The sequence below is a fragment of the Shewanella sp. SNU WT4 genome (assembly GCF_006494715.1).
Taxonomy (GTDB): domain Bacteria; phylum Pseudomonadota; class Gammaproteobacteria; order Enterobacterales; family Shewanellaceae; genus Shewanella.
This window is the reverse complement of sequence record NZ_CP041151.1, coordinates 1,001,793-1,023,161: the sequence shown is the minus strand read 5'-3', so window position 1 is coordinate 1,023,161 and position 21,369 is coordinate 1,001,793. Positions and strand designations below refer to the sequence as shown.

Annotated in this window: 19 protein-coding genes and 1 pseudogene; 7 read left to right on the top strand and 13 right to left on the bottom strand. The window is 44.9% G+C overall.

Annotated features, from left to right (window positions below; translation table 11 throughout):
- The first annotated feature begins 7 nt into the window (after positions 1 to 7).
- Positions 8 to 712: a glycerophosphodiester phosphodiesterase family protein gene (locus tag FJQ87_RS04625; protein WP_140930977.1), complete on the top strand. Its 705-nt coding sequence runs from the start codon at positions 8 to 10 to the stop codon at positions 710 to 712.
- A gap of 15 nt (positions 713 to 727) precedes the next feature.
- Positions 728 to 1,654 (top strand): D-2-hydroxyacid dehydrogenase, encoded by a 927-nt coding sequence (locus FJQ87_RS04620; protein ID WP_140930975.1) that lies wholly within the window; start codon positions 728 to 730, stop codon positions 1,652 to 1,654.
- A gap of 183 nt (positions 1,655 to 1,837) precedes the next feature.
- Here FJQ87_RS04620 and FJQ87_RS04615 read toward each other — a convergent pair whose 3' ends face one another.
- On the bottom strand, positions 1,838 to 3,415 hold the full coding sequence (locus tag FJQ87_RS04615; RefSeq protein ID WP_140930973.1) for a PAS domain-containing methyl-accepting chemotaxis protein: 1,578 nt from the start codon (positions 3,413 to 3,415) through the stop codon (positions 1,838 to 1,840).
- A gap of 269 nt (positions 3,416 to 3,684) precedes the next feature.
- On the opposite strand from FJQ87_RS04615, the pseudogene FJQ87_RS18810 reads away from it, so the two are divergent.
- A pseudogene (locus tag FJQ87_RS18810) lies at positions 3,685 to 3,843 on the top strand (bacterioferritin-associated ferredoxin); the annotation flags it as partial.
- A gap of 304 nt (positions 3,844 to 4,147) precedes the next feature.
- On the opposite strand, the gene parC reads toward FJQ87_RS18810, so the two are convergent.
- The 7 genes from parC to nudF all read right to left on the bottom strand — a co-directional run bounded on the left by parC (position 4,148) and on the right by nudF (position 12,200).
- A complete protein-coding gene (gene parC, locus FJQ87_RS04605; RefSeq protein ID WP_140930969.1) occupies positions 4,148 to 6,415 on the bottom strand; it encodes a DNA topoisomerase IV subunit A in 2,268 nt (755 codons plus the stop codon).
- Between the two features lie 9 nt (positions 6,416 to 6,424).
- Complete coding sequence (locus FJQ87_RS04600) at positions 6,425 to 7,534, bottom strand: PQQ-dependent sugar dehydrogenase (protein WP_140930967.1); 1,110 nt, start codon at positions 7,532 to 7,534, stop codon at positions 6,425 to 6,427.
- Between the two features lie 133 nt (positions 7,535 to 7,667).
- Positions 7,668 to 9,557: a DNA topoisomerase IV subunit B gene (gene parE / locus FJQ87_RS04595; RefSeq protein ID WP_140930965.1), complete on the bottom strand. Its 1,890-nt coding sequence runs from the start codon at positions 9,555 to 9,557 to the stop codon at positions 7,668 to 7,670.
- 42 nt (positions 9,558 to 9,599) lie between these two features.
- On the bottom strand, positions 9,600 to 10,178 hold the full coding sequence (locus FJQ87_RS04590) for a YqiA/YcfP family alpha/beta fold hydrolase (protein ID WP_140930963.1): 579 nt from the start codon (positions 10,176 to 10,178) through the stop codon (positions 9,600 to 9,602).
- 23 nt (positions 10,179 to 10,201) lie between these two features.
- Entirely contained in the window at positions 10,202 to 11,041 is an 840-nt protein-coding gene (gene cpdA / locus FJQ87_RS04585) for a 3',5'-cyclic-AMP phosphodiesterase (protein WP_140930961.1), read from the bottom strand.
- Positions 11,042 to 11,060: 19 nt separating this feature from the next.
- Positions 11,061 to 11,492, bottom strand: a complete 432-nt coding sequence (locus FJQ87_RS04580) for a DUF1249 domain-containing protein (RefSeq protein ID WP_240778835.1) — start codon at positions 11,490 to 11,492, stop codon at positions 11,061 to 11,063.
- 78 nt (positions 11,493 to 11,570) lie between these two features.
- Positions 11,571 to 12,200 (bottom strand): ADP-ribose diphosphatase, encoded by a 630-nt coding sequence (gene nudF / locus FJQ87_RS04575; protein WP_240778833.1) that lies wholly within the window; start codon positions 12,198 to 12,200, stop codon positions 11,571 to 11,573.
- A gap of 277 nt (positions 12,201 to 12,477) precedes the next feature.
- Between nudF and tolC the strand changes: the two genes are divergently transcribed.
- Positions 12,478 to 13,839 (top strand): outer membrane channel protein TolC, encoded by a 1,362-nt coding sequence (tolC, locus tag FJQ87_RS04570; protein ID WP_140930957.1) that lies wholly within the window; start codon positions 12,478 to 12,480, stop codon positions 13,837 to 13,839.
- A gap of 90 nt (positions 13,840 to 13,929) precedes the next feature.
- Here the strand turns inward: tolC and FJQ87_RS04565 are convergent, their stop codons facing one another.
- The 3 genes from FJQ87_RS04565 to FJQ87_RS04555 are packed head-to-tail and all read right to left on the bottom strand — an operon-like array spanning position 13,930 to position 16,093.
- Entirely contained in the window at positions 13,930 to 14,616 is a 687-nt protein-coding gene (locus FJQ87_RS04565; RefSeq protein ID WP_140930955.1) for a TIGR04219 family outer membrane beta-barrel protein, read from the bottom strand.
- A 2-nt stretch (positions 14,617 to 14,618) separates the two neighbouring features.
- Positions 14,619 to 15,590 (bottom strand): DUF2333 family protein, encoded by a 972-nt coding sequence (locus FJQ87_RS04560; RefSeq protein WP_168195241.1) that lies wholly within the window; start codon positions 15,588 to 15,590, stop codon positions 14,619 to 14,621.
- 38 nt (positions 15,591 to 15,628) lie between these two features.
- Positions 15,629 to 16,093 (bottom strand): copper chaperone PCu(A)C, encoded by a 465-nt coding sequence (locus FJQ87_RS04555; protein ID WP_140930950.1) that lies wholly within the window; start codon positions 16,091 to 16,093, stop codon positions 15,629 to 15,631.
- 40 nt (positions 16,094 to 16,133) lie between these two features.
- On the opposite strand from FJQ87_RS04555, the gene FJQ87_RS04550 reads away from it, so the two are divergent.
- Positions 16,134 to 16,874: an enoyl-CoA hydratase gene (locus tag FJQ87_RS04550; protein WP_140930948.1), complete on the top strand. Its 741-nt coding sequence runs from the start codon at positions 16,134 to 16,136 to the stop codon at positions 16,872 to 16,874.
- Between the two features lie 129 nt (positions 16,875 to 17,003).
- Here the strand turns inward: FJQ87_RS04550 and FJQ87_RS04545 are convergent, their stop codons facing one another.
- Positions 17,004 to 17,405 carry a hypothetical protein gene (locus FJQ87_RS04545; protein WP_140930946.1) on the bottom strand — a complete coding sequence of 134 codons (402 nt, stop codon included), beginning with the start codon at positions 17,403 to 17,405 and terminating at the stop codon, positions 17,004 to 17,006.
- 231 nt (positions 17,406 to 17,636) lie between these two features.
- The gene (gene dusA, locus FJQ87_RS04540) at positions 17,637 to 18,626 is read right to left on the bottom strand and encodes a tRNA dihydrouridine(20/20a) synthase DusA (RefSeq protein WP_140930944.1); all 990 of its coding nucleotides are present in this window, start codon (positions 18,624 to 18,626) and stop codon (positions 17,637 to 17,639) included.
- Between the two features lie 232 nt (positions 18,627 to 18,858).
- Here dusA and FJQ87_RS04535 point away from each other — a divergent pair, with 232 nt between their 5' ends.
- Positions 18,859 to 19,926, top strand: a complete 1,068-nt coding sequence (locus tag FJQ87_RS04535) for a site-specific integrase (protein WP_140930942.1) — start codon at positions 18,859 to 18,861, stop codon at positions 19,924 to 19,926.
- Positions 19,927 to 20,231: 305 nt separating this feature from the next.
- Positions 20,232 to 21,332, top strand: a complete 1,101-nt coding sequence (locus FJQ87_RS04530) for a site-specific integrase (protein ID WP_140930940.1) — start codon at positions 20,232 to 20,234, stop codon at positions 21,330 to 21,332.
- The last annotated feature ends 37 nt before the right edge of the window (positions 21,333 to 21,369 follow it).

Genomic DNA, 21,369 nt, shown 5'->3' with positions numbered 1-21,369 from the left:
CATCATAATGCTAATTTTTGCTCACCGCGGCGCCAGTGGTTACGCGCCCGAAAATACTATTAAAGCGATGACACTCGCCATTGAGTTAGGCGCTACTGCGGTTGAACTCGATATTCATGCGGTGGAAGGCAAATTGATGGTGTATCACGATCGGCGCCTAGAAACTAAAACCTCAGGCCAAGGTATTATTGATGAGCAAACCCTCGCTTATCTTGCCGAGCAAAAACTAGCAGGCGAAGCCATTCCAAGCTTATGGCAATTAATGCAAAGCTTACCCACTAGCATGGTTGTGAATATTGAGCTCAAAGGTCGCAGCGTACTTGAGCCCTTTTTAGCCCTGTATCCCAGGTTAATCTCTGAACTTGGATTTGCGCCAGATAAGCTACTGATTTCATCATTTAATCATCAGTATTTACTTACCTGTCGTAAGCTCTGGCCAGATGCGCGTATTGCGCCCTTGATTGAAGGCGTGCCGCTAGATTTATGCCAATGCGCCACCACGCTAAATGCGCAATCAATTCACTTAGATATCAATTTTATGACAGATGAAATGTTAGCGGATGCTAAGCAGCGCGGCATTGATGTTTTTGTTTATACTGTAGATTATCCAGAAGATATCTTGTTGCTGCAGCGCAAAGGGGTAGCAGGTATTTTTAGTAATTATCCTGATAAGGCCGCCGCCGTATTAACTAAGGCATCGGCTAATCAATAAACTGATAAGGATGTTATGGCGCATTTACTGTTATTGCTGACCAAAGATAATAACTGCTACCGCCAACTATTAGCGCAGCAACAATTACCAGGATTAGTCATTGCCAGTGATGATCCGCAGTTCATTAGTAAAGCTGATATTTGGCTGGCAGAACCCGCTTTAGCCAAGCCTCTGTTGCCCCTGTCCCCAGCGCTGACTTGGATGCAAAGCACCTTTGCTGGGGTTGATTTACTGATGGCCCCAAGGCTTAAACAGGACTATTTACTCACCAATGTGCGCGGCATCTTTGGCCCCTTGATGAGTGAATATCTGTTTGCTCATCTACTCACTCATATTCGCCAGTTACCAAGGTATCGCACCCAGCAAACTGCAGGGCTATGGCAAGCTTTGCCTCATGCCAGCCTTATGGGTAAACATATGCTGATTTTAGGTACTGGCAGCATAGGTAAGCATTTAGCCTTAACTGCGCGCCATTTTGGCATGCAAGTCACTGGCGTTAATCGCAGCGGCGAGCAACACCCAGAGTTTGACCAATGTTATTCCCTAAGTGATTTGTCCCGCGTGATCGCGACTTGCGACATCTTAGTGAGCGTATTACCAAGCACAACAGACACTAAATTACTGCTTAATGCTGAGCGCCTTAGCTTACTAAAAAGTGATGCCATCATAGCTAACCTTGGTCGAGGCGACTCGCTTGATGAAACCGCCCTTTACCAACAACTGCTAACTAAGCCGCAGCAACTGGCGATTTTAGATGTGTTTCAACATGAACCTCTTGAGCAGCAACACCCGCTATGGCGCTGCCCGAATGCCATCATCACCCCACATATTTCAGCCCCTAGCGTACCAGATCAAGTAGTGGCTATTTTTGCTGACAACTACCGTAAGTTTATTCAGCAGCAACCGCTTAACCATAAGGTCGATTTCAAGCGCGGCTATTAAGTTAGCCACTAGGCAAGCTTGCTATTAACCACCATCATTTATTACATTATGGGCCGCCAAGCGCGTGTTTCAATAATCCAGCAAGCGCCTAAAACTTACTGCGTTCTAATAAAACTAAAAAGCATCCTTACGGATGCTTTTTATTGTTAAGGCTTACTTCGAAGTTGAATTCGGGGTTAAGCCTTACCCCTGTTTCATTACTCTGTCTAAGAATTGCTTCACTAACATCTGCTGAGCATTAATTTTTTGCAGTACTTGCTCATTAAGCCCAACCATATCCTCGCCTAATGCATTGTTGCTATTTGATAATTGCGACGCATTGACTATGTTGCGATTTACTTCATTAGACACACTCGATTGCTCTTCAACAGCGCTTGCTATGTGATGGGTCATATCGGTAATAGATGCTACAGCTTCACTGATAGTTCTCAGGGCAACACCCGCCTCATCGGCTTGTTTAACGCAAGACTGCGCAGCATCGACCCCTTGGTACATGCTTGTCACCGCCCGCGCGGTTCCTTGTTGCAATAAATTAATAATACTTTGAATTTCAGTCGTCGATTCATGGGTTCGTTTAGCCAGCGCTCGAACTTCATCAGCCACCACAGCAAAGCCGCGGCCTTGTTCGCCCGCTCTCGCCGCTTCAATAGCCGCGTTTAATGCCAATAAGTTAGTTTGCTCAGCAATACTTTGAATCACATCCAGTACAGTCCCTATGCCTTTGCTGTGATTTTCAAGCTCAGCTATGGCTGCAGAAGTATCTTTAAGTTGGCTTGCCATAGACTCAATCGACTTAATAGTTTTATCAACAATAACATCGCCATTTTTCGCTTCAGCCGAGGCCTTTTGCGACGCATTAGCAGCGTCTGTACAATTGGCAGACATGTCATTTAAGGTCGCTGTCATTTCTTGCATTGCCGTGGCCACTTGATCCATCTCGCCTTGCAGTGAATGTCCGTTACCTTGCACATCTTCACCTTTAGCGGCCGATATCCGCGCATCGGCGCTTGCTTGCTCACAAGAATCTAATGCTCGCCCTAACAGCGCCTTTAATTCTGAAGACTGCATTTGCATGGCAAGTTCAACCACAGCCACATCATCATTACGGCCTACGTATAAATAGGTCATAAGTGGGCTGTCATAAATGGTTTTGGCTTTAGCCACTAACTGGCGAAAATGCCCCAAAGCCGCGTAACCACCGCCAAAAATTAATAACGCTGACAAGGCCCACAAACCTAAGCCCATAGCGCCACTCATCCACGCCAGATACAGCATAGGTAACATGCCAAGACCAGCAAACAAGGCCAACTTGGTCGCTGTCGCCATACCGCCTCGTAGCGCAGAAACCTTGCCTTTGGCATTTAATTCTTTATAAGCAGCTTCTGCGCGATCAATTTGCGCTTGTTGCGGTTTAACCCGTATTGATTGAAATTCAACGATTCTACCATGTTCAGAAATGGGAGTAACAAAGGCATCTACCCAATAATGATCGCCATTAGCGCAACGGTTTTTAACTAATCCTTTCCAAGGTTGGCCTTTTTGAATTTTGCCCCACATGTCAGCGAATGCTGCTGGCGGCATATCAGGATGGCGCACCATATTGTGATGCTGACCTTGCATTTCACTTAATTTGTAACCCGCAATTTGACAAAACTTTTCGTTGGCATACTTGATACGACTTTGATCATCGGTAGTTGATAGTAAAATCCAATCCGCAGGATAATCATTGTTACGTTGGGTGACGGGCATATTCTTGCGCATAATGGGCTCCAATCCTTGTTATCACTGACACTTATCCAAAGTGACCTGCAGTTCTATTTCCTGAGCTTATATAAGGTGATTCCTAACACCTAGTACAACGACTGCATGACGTTTTAAAGCTCGCAATATTGAATTAAGCCTAGACTAGGCATAATCCAATTACCAAATTGATTTCAAACAATAAGCCCATTTTGGCAAACTTTTTTAAAATTAATGGATGTGATAATCATTCTCAACTAGAATGTGGGGGTAAATTAGCCGGAGTTTCTATGTTTATTTGTCTTTGTAATGGCATCACTGATAGCCAGATTAAACGCGCTGTAGCCGCTGGCGACACTAGCCTTAACGATGTGCGCAATCGTCTTGGGGTTGGCGACCAATGTGGTAAATGCATCAGCATGGCAACCGATATAATACAAGCGCAATTACTCAGCATAGCGACCGATGCCGTTGCGGTTAAAGACACGGATTCAGCAACTACAACTATCAATACTGGTATGAATGATGACAGCCAGGTTCAAGGGCATTGCGTGGCCAAGCCCGATAATTTTTATCAAGTTGCTTAAATTCTTTAGCGTCAGCCTAACGCTTACGTCTGCGGCTTAGCCCTGTGACTCAGCACTGTGACTTAGACCTGCTACTTAGCACTGATGCTTAAGGTCAATACTTAACACTGCCGCTTAAACCGTATCGATATAAAAAAACCGACTAACTGTCGGTTTTTTTTTATGATTAAAGACTTATGCTATCGTCACCTAAAGTGACTTGGTCAACGCGTTGTAAACCGCGCGGTAATTTATTACCACGCCGTCCGCGCTCACCGCGATAATGCTCAAGATCACTCGGCTTTAAGGTCAGCTTGCGTTTACCTGCCCATAACGTCACAGGCATGTCAGCAGGCACCAGCAATAAATGCATCAACCACTCTTCACGCTCTTTGGCGCGCTCAGTTGGAATACCTATGATTTTATTGCCCTTACCCTTGGTTAGTTTAGGCAGCGCATCGAGTGCAAATAACAGCATTCGACCTTCATTGGATATTGCCAAAATCGATGGTGATAGCGTCTTATCCACTTTTTGCGGCGTTAATACCTTAGCGTTTGTCGGTAAGCTCAGCAGGGCTTTACCAGCCTTATTGCGCGACACCATATCGCTATAGCTACAAATAAAGCCATAACCAGCATCACTTGCCAATAAGAACTCTTGGCTTTCATCCGCCAGCACCACATGGGCTATGGTTTCGCCAGTCGCTATATTAAAGCGCGTAGTAATAGGCTCGCCCTGACTTCTAGCCGATGGCAGGGTATGAGTTTCAGTAGCAAAGGCGCGGCCACTGGTATCAATAAATACGCTCGGCTGATTACTGCGACCAATGGAACTACATAAATACTCATCACCAGCCTTATACGACAAACTGGTAGGGTCAATATCGTGCCCTTTAGCGCAGCGCACCCAGCCCTTGTCTGAAATCACCACAGTCACAGCTTCTGTTGGCAGTAATTCTTGCTCGGTCAGCGCTTTAGATTCGGTTCTTTCTTTCAGTGGTGAGCGGCGATCATCACCATAAGTGGCGCTATCTTGCTGTAACTCTTTTTTAATTAAGGTTTTTAAACGGCGCTCTGAACCTAACAGTAATTCTAACTTGTCACGTTCAGCGGCTAAATCATCTTGCTCGGCGCGAATTTTAACTTCTTCTAACTTAGCTAAATGGCGTAACTTTAATTCTAAAATCGCTTCGGCTTGCTTATCGGTTAAGCTAAAACGCGCCATCAACTCAGCTTTAGGTTGCTCATTGAAACGAATAATCTCAATCACTTCATCAATGTTGAGAAACGCCACCATCAAGGCTTCAAGAATATGCTGGCGCGCTAAGACTTTATCTAATCGATAAGATAAACGCCGCTTGACCGTCAGAGTTCGAAACTCTAACCACTCACTCAGCATTTGCTTTAAGCCTTTAACTTGCGGACGGCCATCAAGCCCCAGCACGTTCAGGTTAATGCGAAAGCTTTTTTCTAAATCCGTGGTCGCAAATAAATGCGCCATTAGTTGCTCAAAATCAACACGGTTTGAGCGTGGCACTATGATAAGACGCACGGGATTTTCATGATCGGATTCATCACGTAAATCGCTGACCATAGGCAACTTTTTAGCCTGCATCTGCGCGGCAATTTGCTCAAGGATTTTGCCACTACCGGTTTGATGCGGCAGTGCCGTAATCACTATTTCGCCTTGCTCGACACTATAAACAGCGCGCATTTTAATGGAGCCGCGGCCAGTCTCATAAATCTTGGCAATATCGGCTCTTGGAGTAATGATTTCTGCTGCCGTTGGGTAATCAGGGCCAGGCACTAACTCCATCAATCTTGATAAGGGTGTTTGCGGATCATCTAACAATTCAATACAGGCAGAGGCCACTTCACGAGCATTGTGCGGCGGAACATCGGTAGCCATACCCACAGCAATACCAGTAATGCCGTTGAGTAAAATATGCGGCAAGCGCGCAGGCAAGACTTTAGGCTCCTTCATGGTGCCATCAAAGTTTGCGCCCCAATCCACAGTGCCTTGGCCTAGTTCAGATAACAAGACTTCTGAAAAGCGCGACAGTCTAGCTTCGGTATAACGCATAGCCGCGAATGACTTAGGATCGTCTGGCGCACCCCAGTTACCTTGACCATCGACTAACGGATAACGATATGAGAATGGCTGAGCCATTAATACCATGGCTTCATAACAAGCGCTGTCACCGTGGGGGTGATACTTACCTAATACATCACCCACTGTACGGGCAGATTTTTTATGTTTTGACTGCGCTGATAACCCCAGTTCACTCATGGCATAAATAATTCGACGTTGCACCGGCTTTAAACCGTCACCAATATGGGGCAATGCCCTGTCCATGATCACGTACATGGAGTAATTCAGGTAGGCCTCTTCGGTAAAGCGGCGCAACGGCATTTGTTCAACGCCGTCTAAGCTCATCTCAATCGAATCACTCATTGTTTTTTCCTATTCAAGCTCAGAGCCTTGGTAATACAGGCGATAAATGTTGCCTTTAAGGTCATCTGAAATAAACATGGCTCCATCGGGAGCCGTTACTATGGAATGTGGTCTACCTACGGCAAACTCACCATCCATAAAATTCACTAGGGTTTGTCTTTGTGTTATTTCATCGCCCTCAAACAGTAAGGCGACTACTTGATAGCCGACCTTGCTGGAGCGATTTAGAGAACCATTTTCAGCCACAAATAGCTGCTCCTGATATTTATCAGGAAATTGTTGGCCTCGATAAAAATGCAATCCCATGGGCGATACATGGGCCGGTAACAAATACTCAGGCAAGCTAATGGCTAACTGTTGTGGCGACGGATAACTGGCTTCATTCACCTTATCGCCGTGACGATAGGGAAAACCAAAATGGCTGCCAGGGGTTGCTATGGCATTAATTTCATCGGGGGGTAGATTATCGCCCATCCAATCTCGCCCATTATCGCCAAACCACATTTGCCCTTGGGCAGACCAAGCCATACCGCCGACATGGCGCACGCCACTAGCCACTTGCTCAACCGCGCCGCTTTCAAGGGTTATGGCAAGAATACTGCCAAGCGGCGCTTGCGGTTCACACACATTGCAACCGGCACTTAAGGCTAAATATAAACGACCATCGCTACCGAGTGCTAACGTACGCATGATTTCGGCGCCAAATCCCGCCAAGCTGGTAAATACCGATTGCGGCCGCCCAGGGCGTTTGAGTTTGTGCTCAATTTGGCTGTATTTCACTATGCCAGTATTTAAGGCGACATATAAATCGCCATTAACAAAGGCCATAGCACTCGGAGAATCAAGATTACGCCCTATGGTATAGCGCTTATCAACGCGGCCATCATGGTTTTCATCCACTAAGGCCACCAGCGTCCCTTCCAGATCGCTACCGACAAACAAAGTACCGTTATCGCCAATGGCCATTTGCTTGGCATCACCTAAGTCAGAGGCATATAAACTAATGCCAAAGCCTTTGCTGACGGTCAGCACCACACTCTCAGCCGCCTGAGCCGATGCTGTCGTTAATAGCATCAGCATTAATCCGTTCATCCATTGAGGCATTATTTTATATGACATCAAACATCCTGTTGAGCCGATTGAGTTGGTACTGTTATCTTGCCGCTGTTGTGCGTGTTACCTGTAGCTTTTATCATAAGATGACTTAAGTGGCTGGCACTTATAAATAAGCAATCACTCACTTAAGCCCGCTTTACTGCACCGCCGCCAAATCACCTTTGCTCTCTAACCAAATTTTACGATCGCTCGAGCGCTTCTTCGCCAATAACATATCCATTAAGGCATGAGTCTCATCGGCATCATCTATGGTTAATTGCACTAAGCGGCGAGTGTTGGGATCCATAGTGGTTTCACGCAGTTGCAATGGGTTCATTTCACCTAGACCTTTAAAGCGGGTCACTTGCACCTTGCCTTTCTTATTTTCAGCCGCGATTCTATCTAAAATCCCAGCCTTTTCAGCCTCATCCAAGGCATAAAACACTTCTTTACCAATGTCGATTCTAAACAAAGGTGGCATAGCAATATAGATATGACCTTTTTCCACTAACACGCGGTAATGCTTAAGGAATAATGCGCATAACAAGGTGGCAATATGCAAACCATCCGAGTCCGCATCGGCCAAGATACAAATTTTACCGTAGCGTAATTCCGAGATATCAGAACTATCAGGATCGCAGCCAATGGCCACAGAAATATCATGTACTTCCTGCGAGCCTAATACTTGAGAGGCATCCACTTCCCACGTATTTAATATCTTACCGCGCAGCGGCATAATCGCCTGGATTTCGCGCTCACGGGCTTGTTTGGCACTGCCACCCGCTGAATCACCTTCCACTAAAAATAACTCAGAGCGGCTTGGGTCTTGGCTAGTGCAATCGGTAAGTTTACCGGGTAATGCTGGGCCTGCCGTCACGCGCTTACGAGCAATTTTCTTCGCGGCTTTCATGCGGCGCTGGGCATTGTTAATACAGATTTCAGCTAAGGCTTCGGCTTGATCGGTATTGGAATTTAACCACAGTGAAAATGCGTCACGCACTATGCCAGAAACAAAGGCGGCACTTTGACGACTCGAGAGCTTTTCTTTAGTTTGACCAGCAAACTGCGGGTCTTGCATCTTGAGTGAGACGATATACGCAGCTTTATCCCAAATATCTTCGGCCGACAATTTAAGTCCGCGGGGGATGAGGTTACGAAACTCACAAAACTCACGCATTGACTCTAATAAGCCTTGGCGAAAACCATTAACGTGGGTGCCACCTAAAGGCGTGGGAATGAGGTTCACATAACTTTCACTGATGGACTCGCCGCCTTCTGGCAGCCAAGTAATCGCCCATTCAATGGCTTCTATCTGACCACTAAAGTTGCCGACAAAAGGATCTGCGGGTAAACATACATTATCAGCCATGGCCGAGCGCAGATAATCGGTTAACCCCGCCTCATAAAACCATTCGTGGGACTCACCATTTTGCTTATTCTGAAAACGTATCATTAAGCCTGGGCATAATACGGCCTTAGCTTTGAGCAGATACATTAAGCGGCTCACCGAAAAATTAGCTGAGTCGAAATAACTCGGTTCTGGCCAAAAACGCACCCGAGTACCAGTATTACGGCGACCACAAGTGCCAGTGACATGTAACTCTTCTACCCTATCACCGTGCTCAAACGCCATTTCATAGACTTGAGCATCGCGGCGCACACTAATTTCTACACGGCTTGATAGCGCGTTAACCACAGAAATACCAACGCCGTGCAAGCCGCCCGAAAACTGATAGTTTTTATTGGAGAATTTTCCGCCCGCATGCAGCTTAGTTAAAATCAGCTCGACCCCAGGAATACCTTCTTCAGGGTGAATATCCACTGGCATGCCGCGGCCATCATCTATGACTTCCAGTGAATTGTCGGCATGCAAAATGACTTCGATTTTACTGGCATGGCCTGCCAAGGCTTCATCAACGCTATTATCAATGACTTCCTGACCCAAATGGTTTGGGCGTGTCGTGTCGGTGTACATACCTGGACGGCGTTTTACAGGGTCTAAACCATTGAGAACCTCAATGGCATCAGCAGTATATTGATTGGTCATAGCACACTTAATATATGATTACGTGAGCCATAGGGCTCACGCTTAGGTTGTTAAGGCAAAAAATTGGAAAATGCCGTCGAGTTGTTCCTGGTATCCCGTAAACGCGTGATCGCCACCTTGCTGCACTCGTAACTGACAGCAATGGTAATAAGCGACCGCCTCGCGATAATCTAAAACCTCATCACCGGTTTGCAATAACACTAAAAAACGGTCTGGATGAGCGATAACCTTAACGGCCATTGCCGCTAATTGCGTTTGATGCTCTAGAGTAACCTGATATCGCTCGCCGGTATAAGGATTCGTTTGCCATCCAAGCAATGAGGTCATCAATTGATGAGGCTCAATGGCAGGGTTTACCAGCGCCGCGACACCGCCATAACGCTCAGCCAAGATTGTCGCAAAAAAACCACCCAATGAGGAGCCGATATAGTATAGCGGCTCACCCTTAGCCAAGGCTTGTTCTGTGATATCACATAACATAGCAAGTGCGGCTACTGGATGAGAAGGTAGCTGAGGTTGATGCACCAGCAGCTCAGGATAGTGCTCTTGGCAATAGGCTAAGGTTATCCGCGCCTTATCCGATTGAGGGGAACTGTTAAATCCATGAATGTATAACAGCATAATTCCTCACGCTGCGGCAGTATTCAATAACCACCGGCCGATTCGTCCGGAAAAAAGGTTTTTCCCGGTACCCGATAAACATGAGTGCTCATGCTACCATCGGCGTGCAAGTCCAGCAAACGATAGCCAGGCTGTAAATTATCTAAAGCAAAAAAATCAGACTTTGGGGTGAACTGAATGCAGGTCGATGGCGTCGCCATTAGATGTATGTCACCCGTGGCGCCTGGATAAGTTTTATCAATTTGTTGATGCACATGCCCCCACAAGATACCGCGAACATTCGCCAACTGGCTCACACTCTTGAGCACCTCATTGCCATTAGCCAGACAATGCTGATCTAACCAAGCCGCGCCCGTCAATATTGGATTATGATGCATCACCAGTAAACAATGGCGCTGCGGCTCTTGCGCCACACTGCGCTCAATAAAGCTCAATTCAGCATCACTGAGTAAGCCGCCAGGCTTCCCCCTAACGGTTGAATCAAGCATCAGAATTTGCCAGTTACCCACCAAGATTTGTTTATCACCAGAGAGTTTCTCGCCTTGCAAGTGCAGATTCATGGTATGGATATCATCATGATTCCCTGGCAAATAGTGACAAGGAACAGTATGAGTCGACATCATAGCGGCAAAGGCTTGATATGACTGCGCCGAGTAATCTTGGCTGATATCGCCAGTCGCTAAGATGCAATCGACGTTTTGATGATTATCATGCACCAATTGCAGGACTGAGGCTAAGCTCGCACGGGTATTAACCCCTAGCAATTGCCCTTGTGGATCAGAAAAAAGATGCGGATCTGTGATCTGAACCAAGCGTATGCTTTGGCCTTCAATAATGTCATAGGTTGTGGCATCTTTTTGCAAACGATCACATCCAACACGGTTAGGACTGACACACCAATGTTGCTCGGTGGCCTATTTTAAGTAAATCCTCAAGGAATGCATTGACCTGATATTTTTCATCTCGTTGGTACATATGCATATTTGGGTAATCATAAACTGGATTTAGGTCACAAATCTGTCGACTAGTTAACACTTCTGCCAATTGCGCGTCATGGTAAACCCTAACTAACAACAAAGGGTCTTGCATCGACGGATTAAGCGCCCCTAACGCGCTGTAGCGTTTTATTTCGAGCACCTGAGTGTAAGGCGTATTTTCCAGTAACGTCACCGACAAGCAGCCAAACACGCCCTGCCACTGCCATTGCTGCCCAGCACTATGGCCCCTAGGTAGCCATTGCTGAATATGGCCATAGTTACGGGCACATAATGCCAGAAAACGACTGAGATCGACGCGGTATGGTTTTGCCTTCATGTTACTTGTCACTGTGTTACTGATACTCATTACTATGGACGCTCATAGGGCAGGCTTAGATTGCCCTCCATGCAAGGCTTATGACAACTCTTGATAGTTAAGCTGCAGCCATTGCAAACCAATCACAGTGGCGCCGTTATCTATTTGCCCTTGCTTAAGTAAAGTATATGCCTGTTGGCGCGACATCACATGCAGGCGTATATCTTCATGCTCATCACATAAGCCGTGCAAGCCTTGGGCTTTACTCGCATCTATCTTGGCCCAGTAAAAATATAATCTTTCAGAGCAGCCGCCAGGGCTAGGTAAATACTGACTGACGGCTGTCATAGCACTGCATTCAAGCCCTGTTTCCTCAAACAATTCGCGCACAGCCACATCATCGCGCGTTTCTCCCGCATCTATCATGCCCGCCACTAATTCAAGCAACCAAGGTCGCGATGACGTGGCTAAGGCTGGAATACGGATTTGCTCAATTAAGACCACTTGATCGCGCGCCGGATCATAAGGCAGAACCACTACTGCATGGCCGCGCTCAAATACTTCGCGGCGCACTTCTTCACTCCAGCCGCCGGCAAATAATTTATGCCGAAAGCGGTACTCTTGCAGCTGAAAAAAACCTTGATATAACGGGCGCTGACTAATGACTTCTACATCGTCGTTGCCAAAGGCGGTCATGGTTTCCATGGGTGAATCCTTCACTGCTGACATAAAGTTTCCTTTATCCTTTAAGCTCAATGACTAGCCATTATTAGGCCCTCAGAGTAGAAAGCTAAAGCCCCTAATAAAATCTGTTACACTTGACATTTGACTTGAATGAAAATGATTACTTATTATCTATGCTAACTTGCTAATAGAAATATTAAATTTACCTTATTGACGCATTGAAATGTCCTAATAAACCTTGTGAAAAGGCATAATTTCGACTAATTATATTGTCATTTCATCAGCAGAGGCTGATGAACTGCGTCTCACCAAAGGACAACCCATGAAACTTAACATCAGTTCCCTCTGCGCCGCCATGACCTTAGCTGCTATTAGCAGTGCTAGTTATGCTGACGATTTACTGCAGGTCTATCAAAAAGCCCTAACTAACGATCCTATCGTCCTGCAAGCACAAGCTCAACGTGATTCATTGTATTCACAAATTGAGACCTCGCGCGCGCCTTTATTACCAAGCTTATCTGCCAATGTAGGTTACGGTAAAAGCTGGGTTGATGAAAACGATGACACCAATGCCTCTTATAATGCCGGCGGTTTCACTGGTGGCGTAACCTTAAATCAAGTCATTTATAATCATAGTGCATGGGTTGGCTTGAGCTTAGCGGAAAAGGCAGCGTCACAAGCTGACGCATCTTACGCTTCTGCACTGCAATCATTAATTATTCGCGTCACTAGTGCCTACTTTGACGTCTTAAGCGCTAAAGATGCGTTAGTGTTCCAGCAATCGGAAGTGTCTGCCATTGGTCGTCAACTAGAGCAAACTAAACAGCGCTTTGCCGTTGGTTTAACTGCAATTACCGATGTGCATGAAGCTCAAGCTCAATATGACTTAGCCCGCGCCCAAGAAATCTTAGCGGAAAACACCCTGCAAAATAGCTATCAAGCCCTGCAAGAAATCACAGGTCTTGATTACGACAGCATTAATTTGTTAGATACTCAGCGTTTTTCCGCCGCCAAACCTGCGCCAGAAGGCTCAAATGAGTGGCTGAAGATGGCCGAAACCAATAGCATTGATTTGCTTATCCAGCGCATTGGTAAAGAAATTGCGACAGAGCAAATTGAACTGGCTAAATCGGGTCACTTACCATCATTAAATTTAAATGCTGGCTATAACACCAACCTTGATCGTAATGGCAGCAATAACTACCCAGGTGGCACTAACGATAATGGCACGACTAATGTGGCATTACAGTTAAGCGTACCGATTTTTGAAGGCTTTAAAGTGAGCTCGCAAGTTGATCAAGCCCAATTTAACTTTGTTAATGCGAGTGAAAGATTAGAGCAGACTTATCGCGCTACCGTAAAAAACATCCGCAATAACTATAACAACGTTGATGCCTCTATCAGCTCGATTCGCGCTTATGAGCAAACGGTCATTTCATCTGAAAGTGCCTTAAAAGCGACTCAAGCCGGTTTTGAAGTTGGTACTCGTACCATAGTTGACGTGCTAAATAGCACAGTGAATTTATATAACTCTAAGCGTCAGTTATCTGATGCACGCTACTCGTATATCAAGTCTATTTTGGCCTTGAAACAAGCAGCAGGTACCTTAACTGAGGCCGATGTAGTGGCTATTAACAATGGCTTATCTCAAGCCACCACCACCTCTGCGCCGCCACAAGCTTAAGCTCTGACTACTCATTAATCATGAAGTAGTGATACAAAAAAACCGCCACACTGGCGGTTTTTTTATTATGGGTGTTAGTCATGCGTTGTTTTAGAAATCTAATTCAACACCGGCAAACACACCATCAAACTTCAAGTCAGAATTGGCGCCAGAGAAATCATTGGCATCAAAGTTAAACTGGCGATAACCAACGCGCACGCTGGTATCTAATAGCGCGCCATCAAACTTCCAACCTAAACCTAACTGCACGTCATGAACGCTAGTTTCATTAAGCCCAGCCATCACATCCGCAAAGCCAAATAAACCTAAACCAGGAATACCTACCATGGCATTGGCATAAGCCATAACTATGCCTGAATCTATGTCAGTATTGCTAAGCGTAGTGCGATAACTACCATGCATTAACTTATAAGCGCCGCCCACATCTAACGAGACTAAGTCATTGTCGAGCAGTTCGTAATACAGCACATAGTCAGTATTACTTAAATCAACCTTACCTGAGGTAGCTGCGCTTGAATAATCATCTTTAACGCGATTTTCACGCACTAATACATTCGGGATCAGCGGAATTGGATGCTCAAAGGCAAACCATAAACTTCCTTGCGATGATGAATCGAAGTTGTAATTAGGCTGAATTGCGCCTTCATTAGCAAAAGTGCCACTGGTGTCAGCCATCCAGTAATCAGCACCGACTTTAAAGCCCAGTAAGGTATCAGCTGATGCGCTACCTGCTGCCATGGCAGCAAATAAAGAACTGACTAATAATACTTTTTTCATAATTACCCTTGTGTTAACAAATTAGTTAAATCAATGACAGCAGCATTGGCGCGCGAAATATAGTTCGCCATGACTAATGAATGGTTGGCCACAAAGCCAAAACCGTTGCCATTTAAAATAATCGGCGACCATACAGGTTGCTGAGTTGCCTCAAGCTCACGAATAATCTGACGTAAGCTCACCTCGGCATTTTTCTTCTTTAGAACATCGGCAAAATCGATTTCAATCGCTTTCATAAAATTCAGCAGTGCCCACGCTGAGCCACGAGTTTCATAAAAGACATTATCAATACGCCACCAGCTAGTTTTCACTTGCGTAGTGCCATGTGACGGGGTTGATTGGCGCGCGCCAGAATCGCCCGCTAAATCAGTATTTAATCTATCTTGGCCCACACTCGCCGATAAGTTTTGTGACAAGCTGCCTAAACGCTTTTGCACTTCTTTGAGCCATTCATTGAGGTTGTCAGCGCGGGCGTAAAACTGGGCGTCCTGATTATCAGGATCAGCCATGCGCGCGCGATACAGCTTCAATAATTTAACCGCATCTTGATACTCACTTTCTGAACTTGGTACTAGCCAGCTAGTGTGGGAAATATTCAGTTTAGAATGCGCGCCTAACAAATCTGGGTCGGCCGATGACTGCGATTGACTGCGGCTAAATTCTTTACGCATGACACCCGCAAGATCGCGCACTTGCTCAAGCGCACCGAACTCAAACGACGCCATATCATCCATCATCACAGTCGGCAGCAAGATATCGTTAGACTGCCAACCACCGGGTTTAGTCAGTAAGGTCTCCATAGTGTCAATCAAGGCACTGGTAGTGGCGTAACCGACGAGCGGTTTACTTTGAGTGTCATTCATCTGTTTGGCGTGGATCACGTCAGGTTCAACGCTCCACCAAATAGTTATTCCATAAAGAATTACAAACAATCCCAGTAAGGACAATATTATACGTTTTGCGGATAGAGCTATCATAATCAGTCCTTTACAGTAGCTTTGGCTAAATAAAATTAGTGATGTTGGTGATGAGTTTCTTCTGCGCCTATGGCCATCACAGGTAGGCTGACATCTAAGGTTTGACCATCATCAAATTGCAATTGCAAGCCAACGGATTGACCAAGCGTCAGCGGTGTCTTAAGTCCGAGCAGCATAATATGATCGCCGCCAGCGCTTAAGGTTAAGCTGTGCTGCGGCGCAATAGTTAACTCATGGATTTGGCGCATTTTAACCACACCATCTTGCTCGATAATAGTGTGTAGCTGCGACTCACGGGCGATATCAGTCCTTACACCTACCAGCTTGACGGTTTTATCCCCTTGATTAGATAAACTCAAATAAGCGGCGGTATTAGGGGCTGAAGGCGGCATGGCGCGGACATGACCTTGGTCAAATGTTACTTCGGCATAACTTCCAAGACTCACAACACTGATGCCAAAGGCTGTAAACAGCTGTTTAATTTTTGTTCTCAATGTCATAAACTCCTTTTTACTTGCCTTCCCGTTAGGACGTCAACCCATGAACAATATCCAAGTCCAAGATCAACAGGGCGTTAGGATAATTTGCTTTAATCGGCCAGAAAAGCGCAATGCACTTAATCTTGATATGTATAAACGAGTTACAGAATACCTGATCGAGGGGGAAGCCGACAACGGTATTCGTGCTTTTATGTTCTGTGGAAAGAATCAATGTTTTACATCTGGCAACGATATTGCTGATTTTCTTAACAATGGCGATTTAGGCCCAACCCACCCTGCGGTTAGATTTTTGTATTGCTTGTTAGAGCTTAAAAAGCCTGTGGTAGCAGCGGTGTCAGGCTCAGCGGTCGGGATAGGAACCACCTTATTACTGCACTGTGATTTAGTCTATGCCGATGACAGCGCGGTATTTCAACTGCCATTTGTTAATTTAGCGTTAGTACCCGAAGCGGGTGCCACCTTGCTGCTACCTAAATTAATTGGCTATCAAAAAGCCGCTGAATTATTGCTATTAGGCGAGAGTTTTAGCGCTGAAACCGCCAAGCAGCTCAATATGATCAATGATATTGTAGAAGCATCGCAACTGTATGAATTTGCACTGGCTAAAGCGGTACGTTTGGCACAGCAACCCCCGCAATCATTACAAGCCACTCGCCAGTTAATGCGGCCACATAAGAGCCGAGTACAACATCAAATGCATCAAGAATTAGAGCAATTTAGCGCTTGTTTACACGGCGAAGAAGCGCGGACTAAATTGACTAAATTTATTCAAAAAAAGTAACTCTTATTTAGGCCAATCAAGGTAACTGCGGCTGTGATTGGCCAATGACTACACAGATAACACCGACGATACAAAAACTCATTACTGGCATCAGCCATAACCACAACAGCATCCTGCTTAGCTCAACCATCATGGCTTGGCTCGGTTAAGATCTACGCGGCCCTCTGTTTGGCTCGCGCTAGCTTTACTTGCACTGGCTTCAAATAATTGCTGCTGCTCTTTAGCTGTTTGTTGAATATGATTTTTTAATCCTAACGACAAGGTCACATCATTAAGCATGGCTTGCTGCGCATCCGCCATACTTGAACCTAATTCAGACTCAACCCCAGTTGCTACCATTAATTCAGAATCACTTCCTGTCACCATCAAGTTTGAGGTAACGTCAGCAACCATTTGCTGCTGCGCCAGTGCCATACTTTGCTCTAATTCCGCGAAGATGGATGGCTCTTGCGCTTTATCATTGGCTAAGGCAAAAGCGGCAGGTGACAACATCATAGTTAACAGTATAGATTTGATAGTAATGGTGTTCATGGGTTATTCCTCTAAGGTATCGTTGACATTAGAGGTAATTCAAGACGCGTGCCAATTGAGATAAAAAACCAAACGCTAATATAACCACATGATTTTTAAGATATAAAAAAGAGCTAGACAGTGCTAGCTCTTAGATTATGCGCCCGCTCTCGCCCCTTCAATGTTAGCAACTAGTGAAAAATGCTAACAACTTACGGTTTAACTCATTAATCGGCGAGAAAGAGTGAACTATTAATACTGACTGACTAACTGAGCTTGCTCATTCATCATCTCACGCGCCTTAAGCATGACCTCAATCCCAGCGCCAGGCTTATGGGCTTGCTCACTTAAATGGCGACGCCAAACGCGCGCGCCAGGCAAGCCTTGATATAAACCGAGCATATGGCGGCTAATATGGTTTAAGCGCCCGCCATCGGCTAAATGCTGCTCAATATAAGGCAGCATAATATCAACCACTTGATCGCGCGTTAACACTGGAGTGTCAGTGCCAGTCAGTTGATTATCAACTTCTGCCAGTAAATAAGGATTCTGATAAGCCTCGCGCCCCACCATCACTCCATCTAACTGCGCCAAATGGAGCTTAGCTTCTGCAAGTGAAGTCACGCCGCCATTCACGCTAATGTGCAAATGCGGATAATCTCGTTTGAGCTGATAGGCGCGCTCATAATCTAATGGCGGAATTTCACGATTCTCTTTTGGGCTCAAGCCATTGAGCCATGCTTTACGCGCATGAATAATAAAGGTATCGCAACCGGCATCAGAGACAGTATCAATAAACTGAGTCAAAAACTCGTAGCTATCGTGATCATCTATGCCAATGCGCGTCTTAACAGTGACAGGCATAGAAACTTGCGCACGCATCGCATTTACGCATTCAGCAACTAACTGCGGTTCAGCCATTAAACAGGCACCAAAACGGCCGTTTTGTACTCGATCCGATGGACAGCCGACGTTAAGATTGACCTCATCATAACCATAATCCTCGGCGCGCTTAGCGCACTGCGCCAAACTCACAGGATCGCTACCGCCTAACTGCAAGGCTAACGGATGCTCTTGCTGGTTATAACCTAAGTAATCACCTTTACCGTGTAAAATAGCGCCCGTGGTCACCATTTCGGTATAAAGCAAAGTATTGGCCGACATTAGACGTGCAAAATAACGATAGTGTCTATCGGTCCAATCTAGCATGGGAGCGATTGAGAAAGTGCGGTTGAGTTGCATATTATTACAAACCTTTAGTATCAGTAACTTAAAGCAAATACCATCTAAAGGCATTGCAACATATTCTGTCCGATTTTAGCTTATTTTAGCGTAAGGGGCAGAGGGGGGCAGAATGATGGGCATAAGCTGCCCCTCGGAAGCTGCGAATTATAGCTATCTACCGTAATTGCTTCAACGACTACTAAACACATATAACTTTTAGCACCTCTACATCATCATTATAGAGGTTACAATGGCAACGATAAATATCGAAACAATTCAACGAAAAACAGGGATTAGGTATAAAGCACGAGTGCGCGCGTCGCGAAACAACAAGCGTATTTTTGGAAAATCTAAGACTTTTGATAAAAAATCAGAAGCTCTTGGATGGGCAAAGGGAATTATTAAAGAGCTGGATGAAAGTGGGATTCCCAATGTTGATATACCCAATAAAAGCATCCTTATTGGTGATCTCATCACGCTATACCTAAATGATGCTTTTACTTCAAGAAATCTCGGACGATCTAAAACAGCAGTGCTTAGACGTTTACGCAGTTACGACATAGCATTGGTGAAAGCCGATGAACTCACTCCCACAGATCTTGTAAGACACTGTAGAGAGCGTCTAAATGAGCCTACTGCACCGCTTCCGCAAACCGTGTATCAAGATGTAACTTACCTGCGCAGCGTAATTAACGTAGCTGGGCCTATGTTCGGTTACAAAGCGAATATCCATGCCCACAACGAAGCAATTCCGACTCTCGTCAAATATGGTCTTATTGGTCGAAGTGATAAAAGAGATCGGCGGCCAACTAAATTAGAACTAAAGATGGCTGAAGAGGGTTTAAGACAAAGGCAGTCTCACAGAGCATCACACATCCCCCTTGTAGATATATTTCATATTTCAATATCAACCTGTATGCGCCTCGGCGAGGTAACTCGTGTAACGTGGGAGGATTTCGATGAACGGGCGGCTACTTTAACTATTAGAGATCGTAAAGATCCGCGTAATACACGCGGCAATCACTGCACTATCCCTCTATTCCCAGAAGCCATTGATATCATTAAACGCCAACCTAAAGTCGGCGAAAAAATTTTTCCATTTAATTCACAATCAATCGGAGCTGCGTGGCTGCAAATCTGCAAACAACACAATATTGAAAACCTACACTACCACGATCTCAGAGCCGAGGGTGCTTGTCAATTATTTGAAAGAGGCTTAAATATCGTAGAAATCTCTAAAATCACGGGGCATAGAGATATCAATGTTTTGAATAACATCTATCTAAGAGTAGGAGTTGCTAAGTCACATCAACGTTAAATTTTGTTGGATTCGTGAGTTACCACACATAATTTTAATTTATAAACATGCAGTTATTTTCAAAATTATCAATGGAAGTCACAAAAAAAACAGTGAAAAACTGAGTTATCTACATGTCAAGAATTATTTTTATTGCTCCTAAATTCTATTTTATTCACGTTAAGTAAGTGAATTATATACATCCTGCATACGATTTAATCCAATAAAGCGAAAACAAAATGGGCGTGTATTCACGCCCATTTTCAATAATTTACACTTAAAAAATTATTTAATAGCATTTCGATTAGCTACAAAGAATCCAATGAATGAGGATAGAAATGCTTCGAGTTACTGTAGAAAAAGTGCGACCTAGTATGCCTTCATGTACAAAGCATAAAATTCGCGTACGTACTGTTGATAGTGGTCAGGTTTTAAGTCAGAAATCACGTACGTTCCCAACACAAAAAAAAGCAAAAATCTTTAAAGAGAATTTAGAAAATCATTTTAAAACAGGTGGTTATAGTTTTTTAAATGGGGAAAAAAAATACTGTACCATTCGCGTTGTTATCAATGATTATTTGACCAACATCCAAACAAAAAGTGGTATTAATACCAAAGCTGCATCTCTGCTAAAACGCATTGCAAACACCCCGTTTGGGTTAGCTCCAGCTGATAACCTCCATGAAGCTCATTGGTATTCTCTAGCCGCTGATATGAGTAATGAGTGGCGGGTAAAACCACAAACCACTGCAAATAATCTATCTATTTTGAATTCCGCACTAAAAGACTGTGTGACGATTCTGCGTTATCGCATCAATTTAGGTTCATATTCAAATGCAATTTCGACTGCTAGACGTAAAGGGTACATAGCACGAAGCAACGCTCGTACCCGTCGCCCAACTAGCGACGAACTAACAAAAATCACTATAACACTCAAAAACGAAGAGCTTGCCAAACCACGAACTATACCAATGCTCGACATCTTTGAATTTGCCTGTGAAACAGCTGCTCGGTTAGGTGAAATTTGTGGGAACAAAATAACATGGGGGGATTGGGACGCCAATAGCGGCTTACTTACAATACGTAATAGAAAAAATCCAAAGAAAGGAACAACTGTTACATCGCGATTTAAACTCTCAGCCAAATCGATTGAAATCATTATGCGTCAGCCTCGCGGGAGAGATATTGACCCAATTTTCCCCTATAACCCAAGGTCAGTCGGTGCCGCATGGCGTAGATTGAATAAATCACTCGACATAGTAGATTTACATTTTCGGGACCTTCGGGCGGAGGCTTTATGCCGACTCTACGAAGCTGGTTGGTCGCTATCAGCTATTTCAAAGGTATCAGGTCATAGATCCCTCGACATTCTCAATAATTTTTATCTTCGCTACTATCCGACCCTGCCAAGTCGTTTAGCAGCATAGCATTCTTCCTACCTTGCACCTTTTAATAGACGAAAGG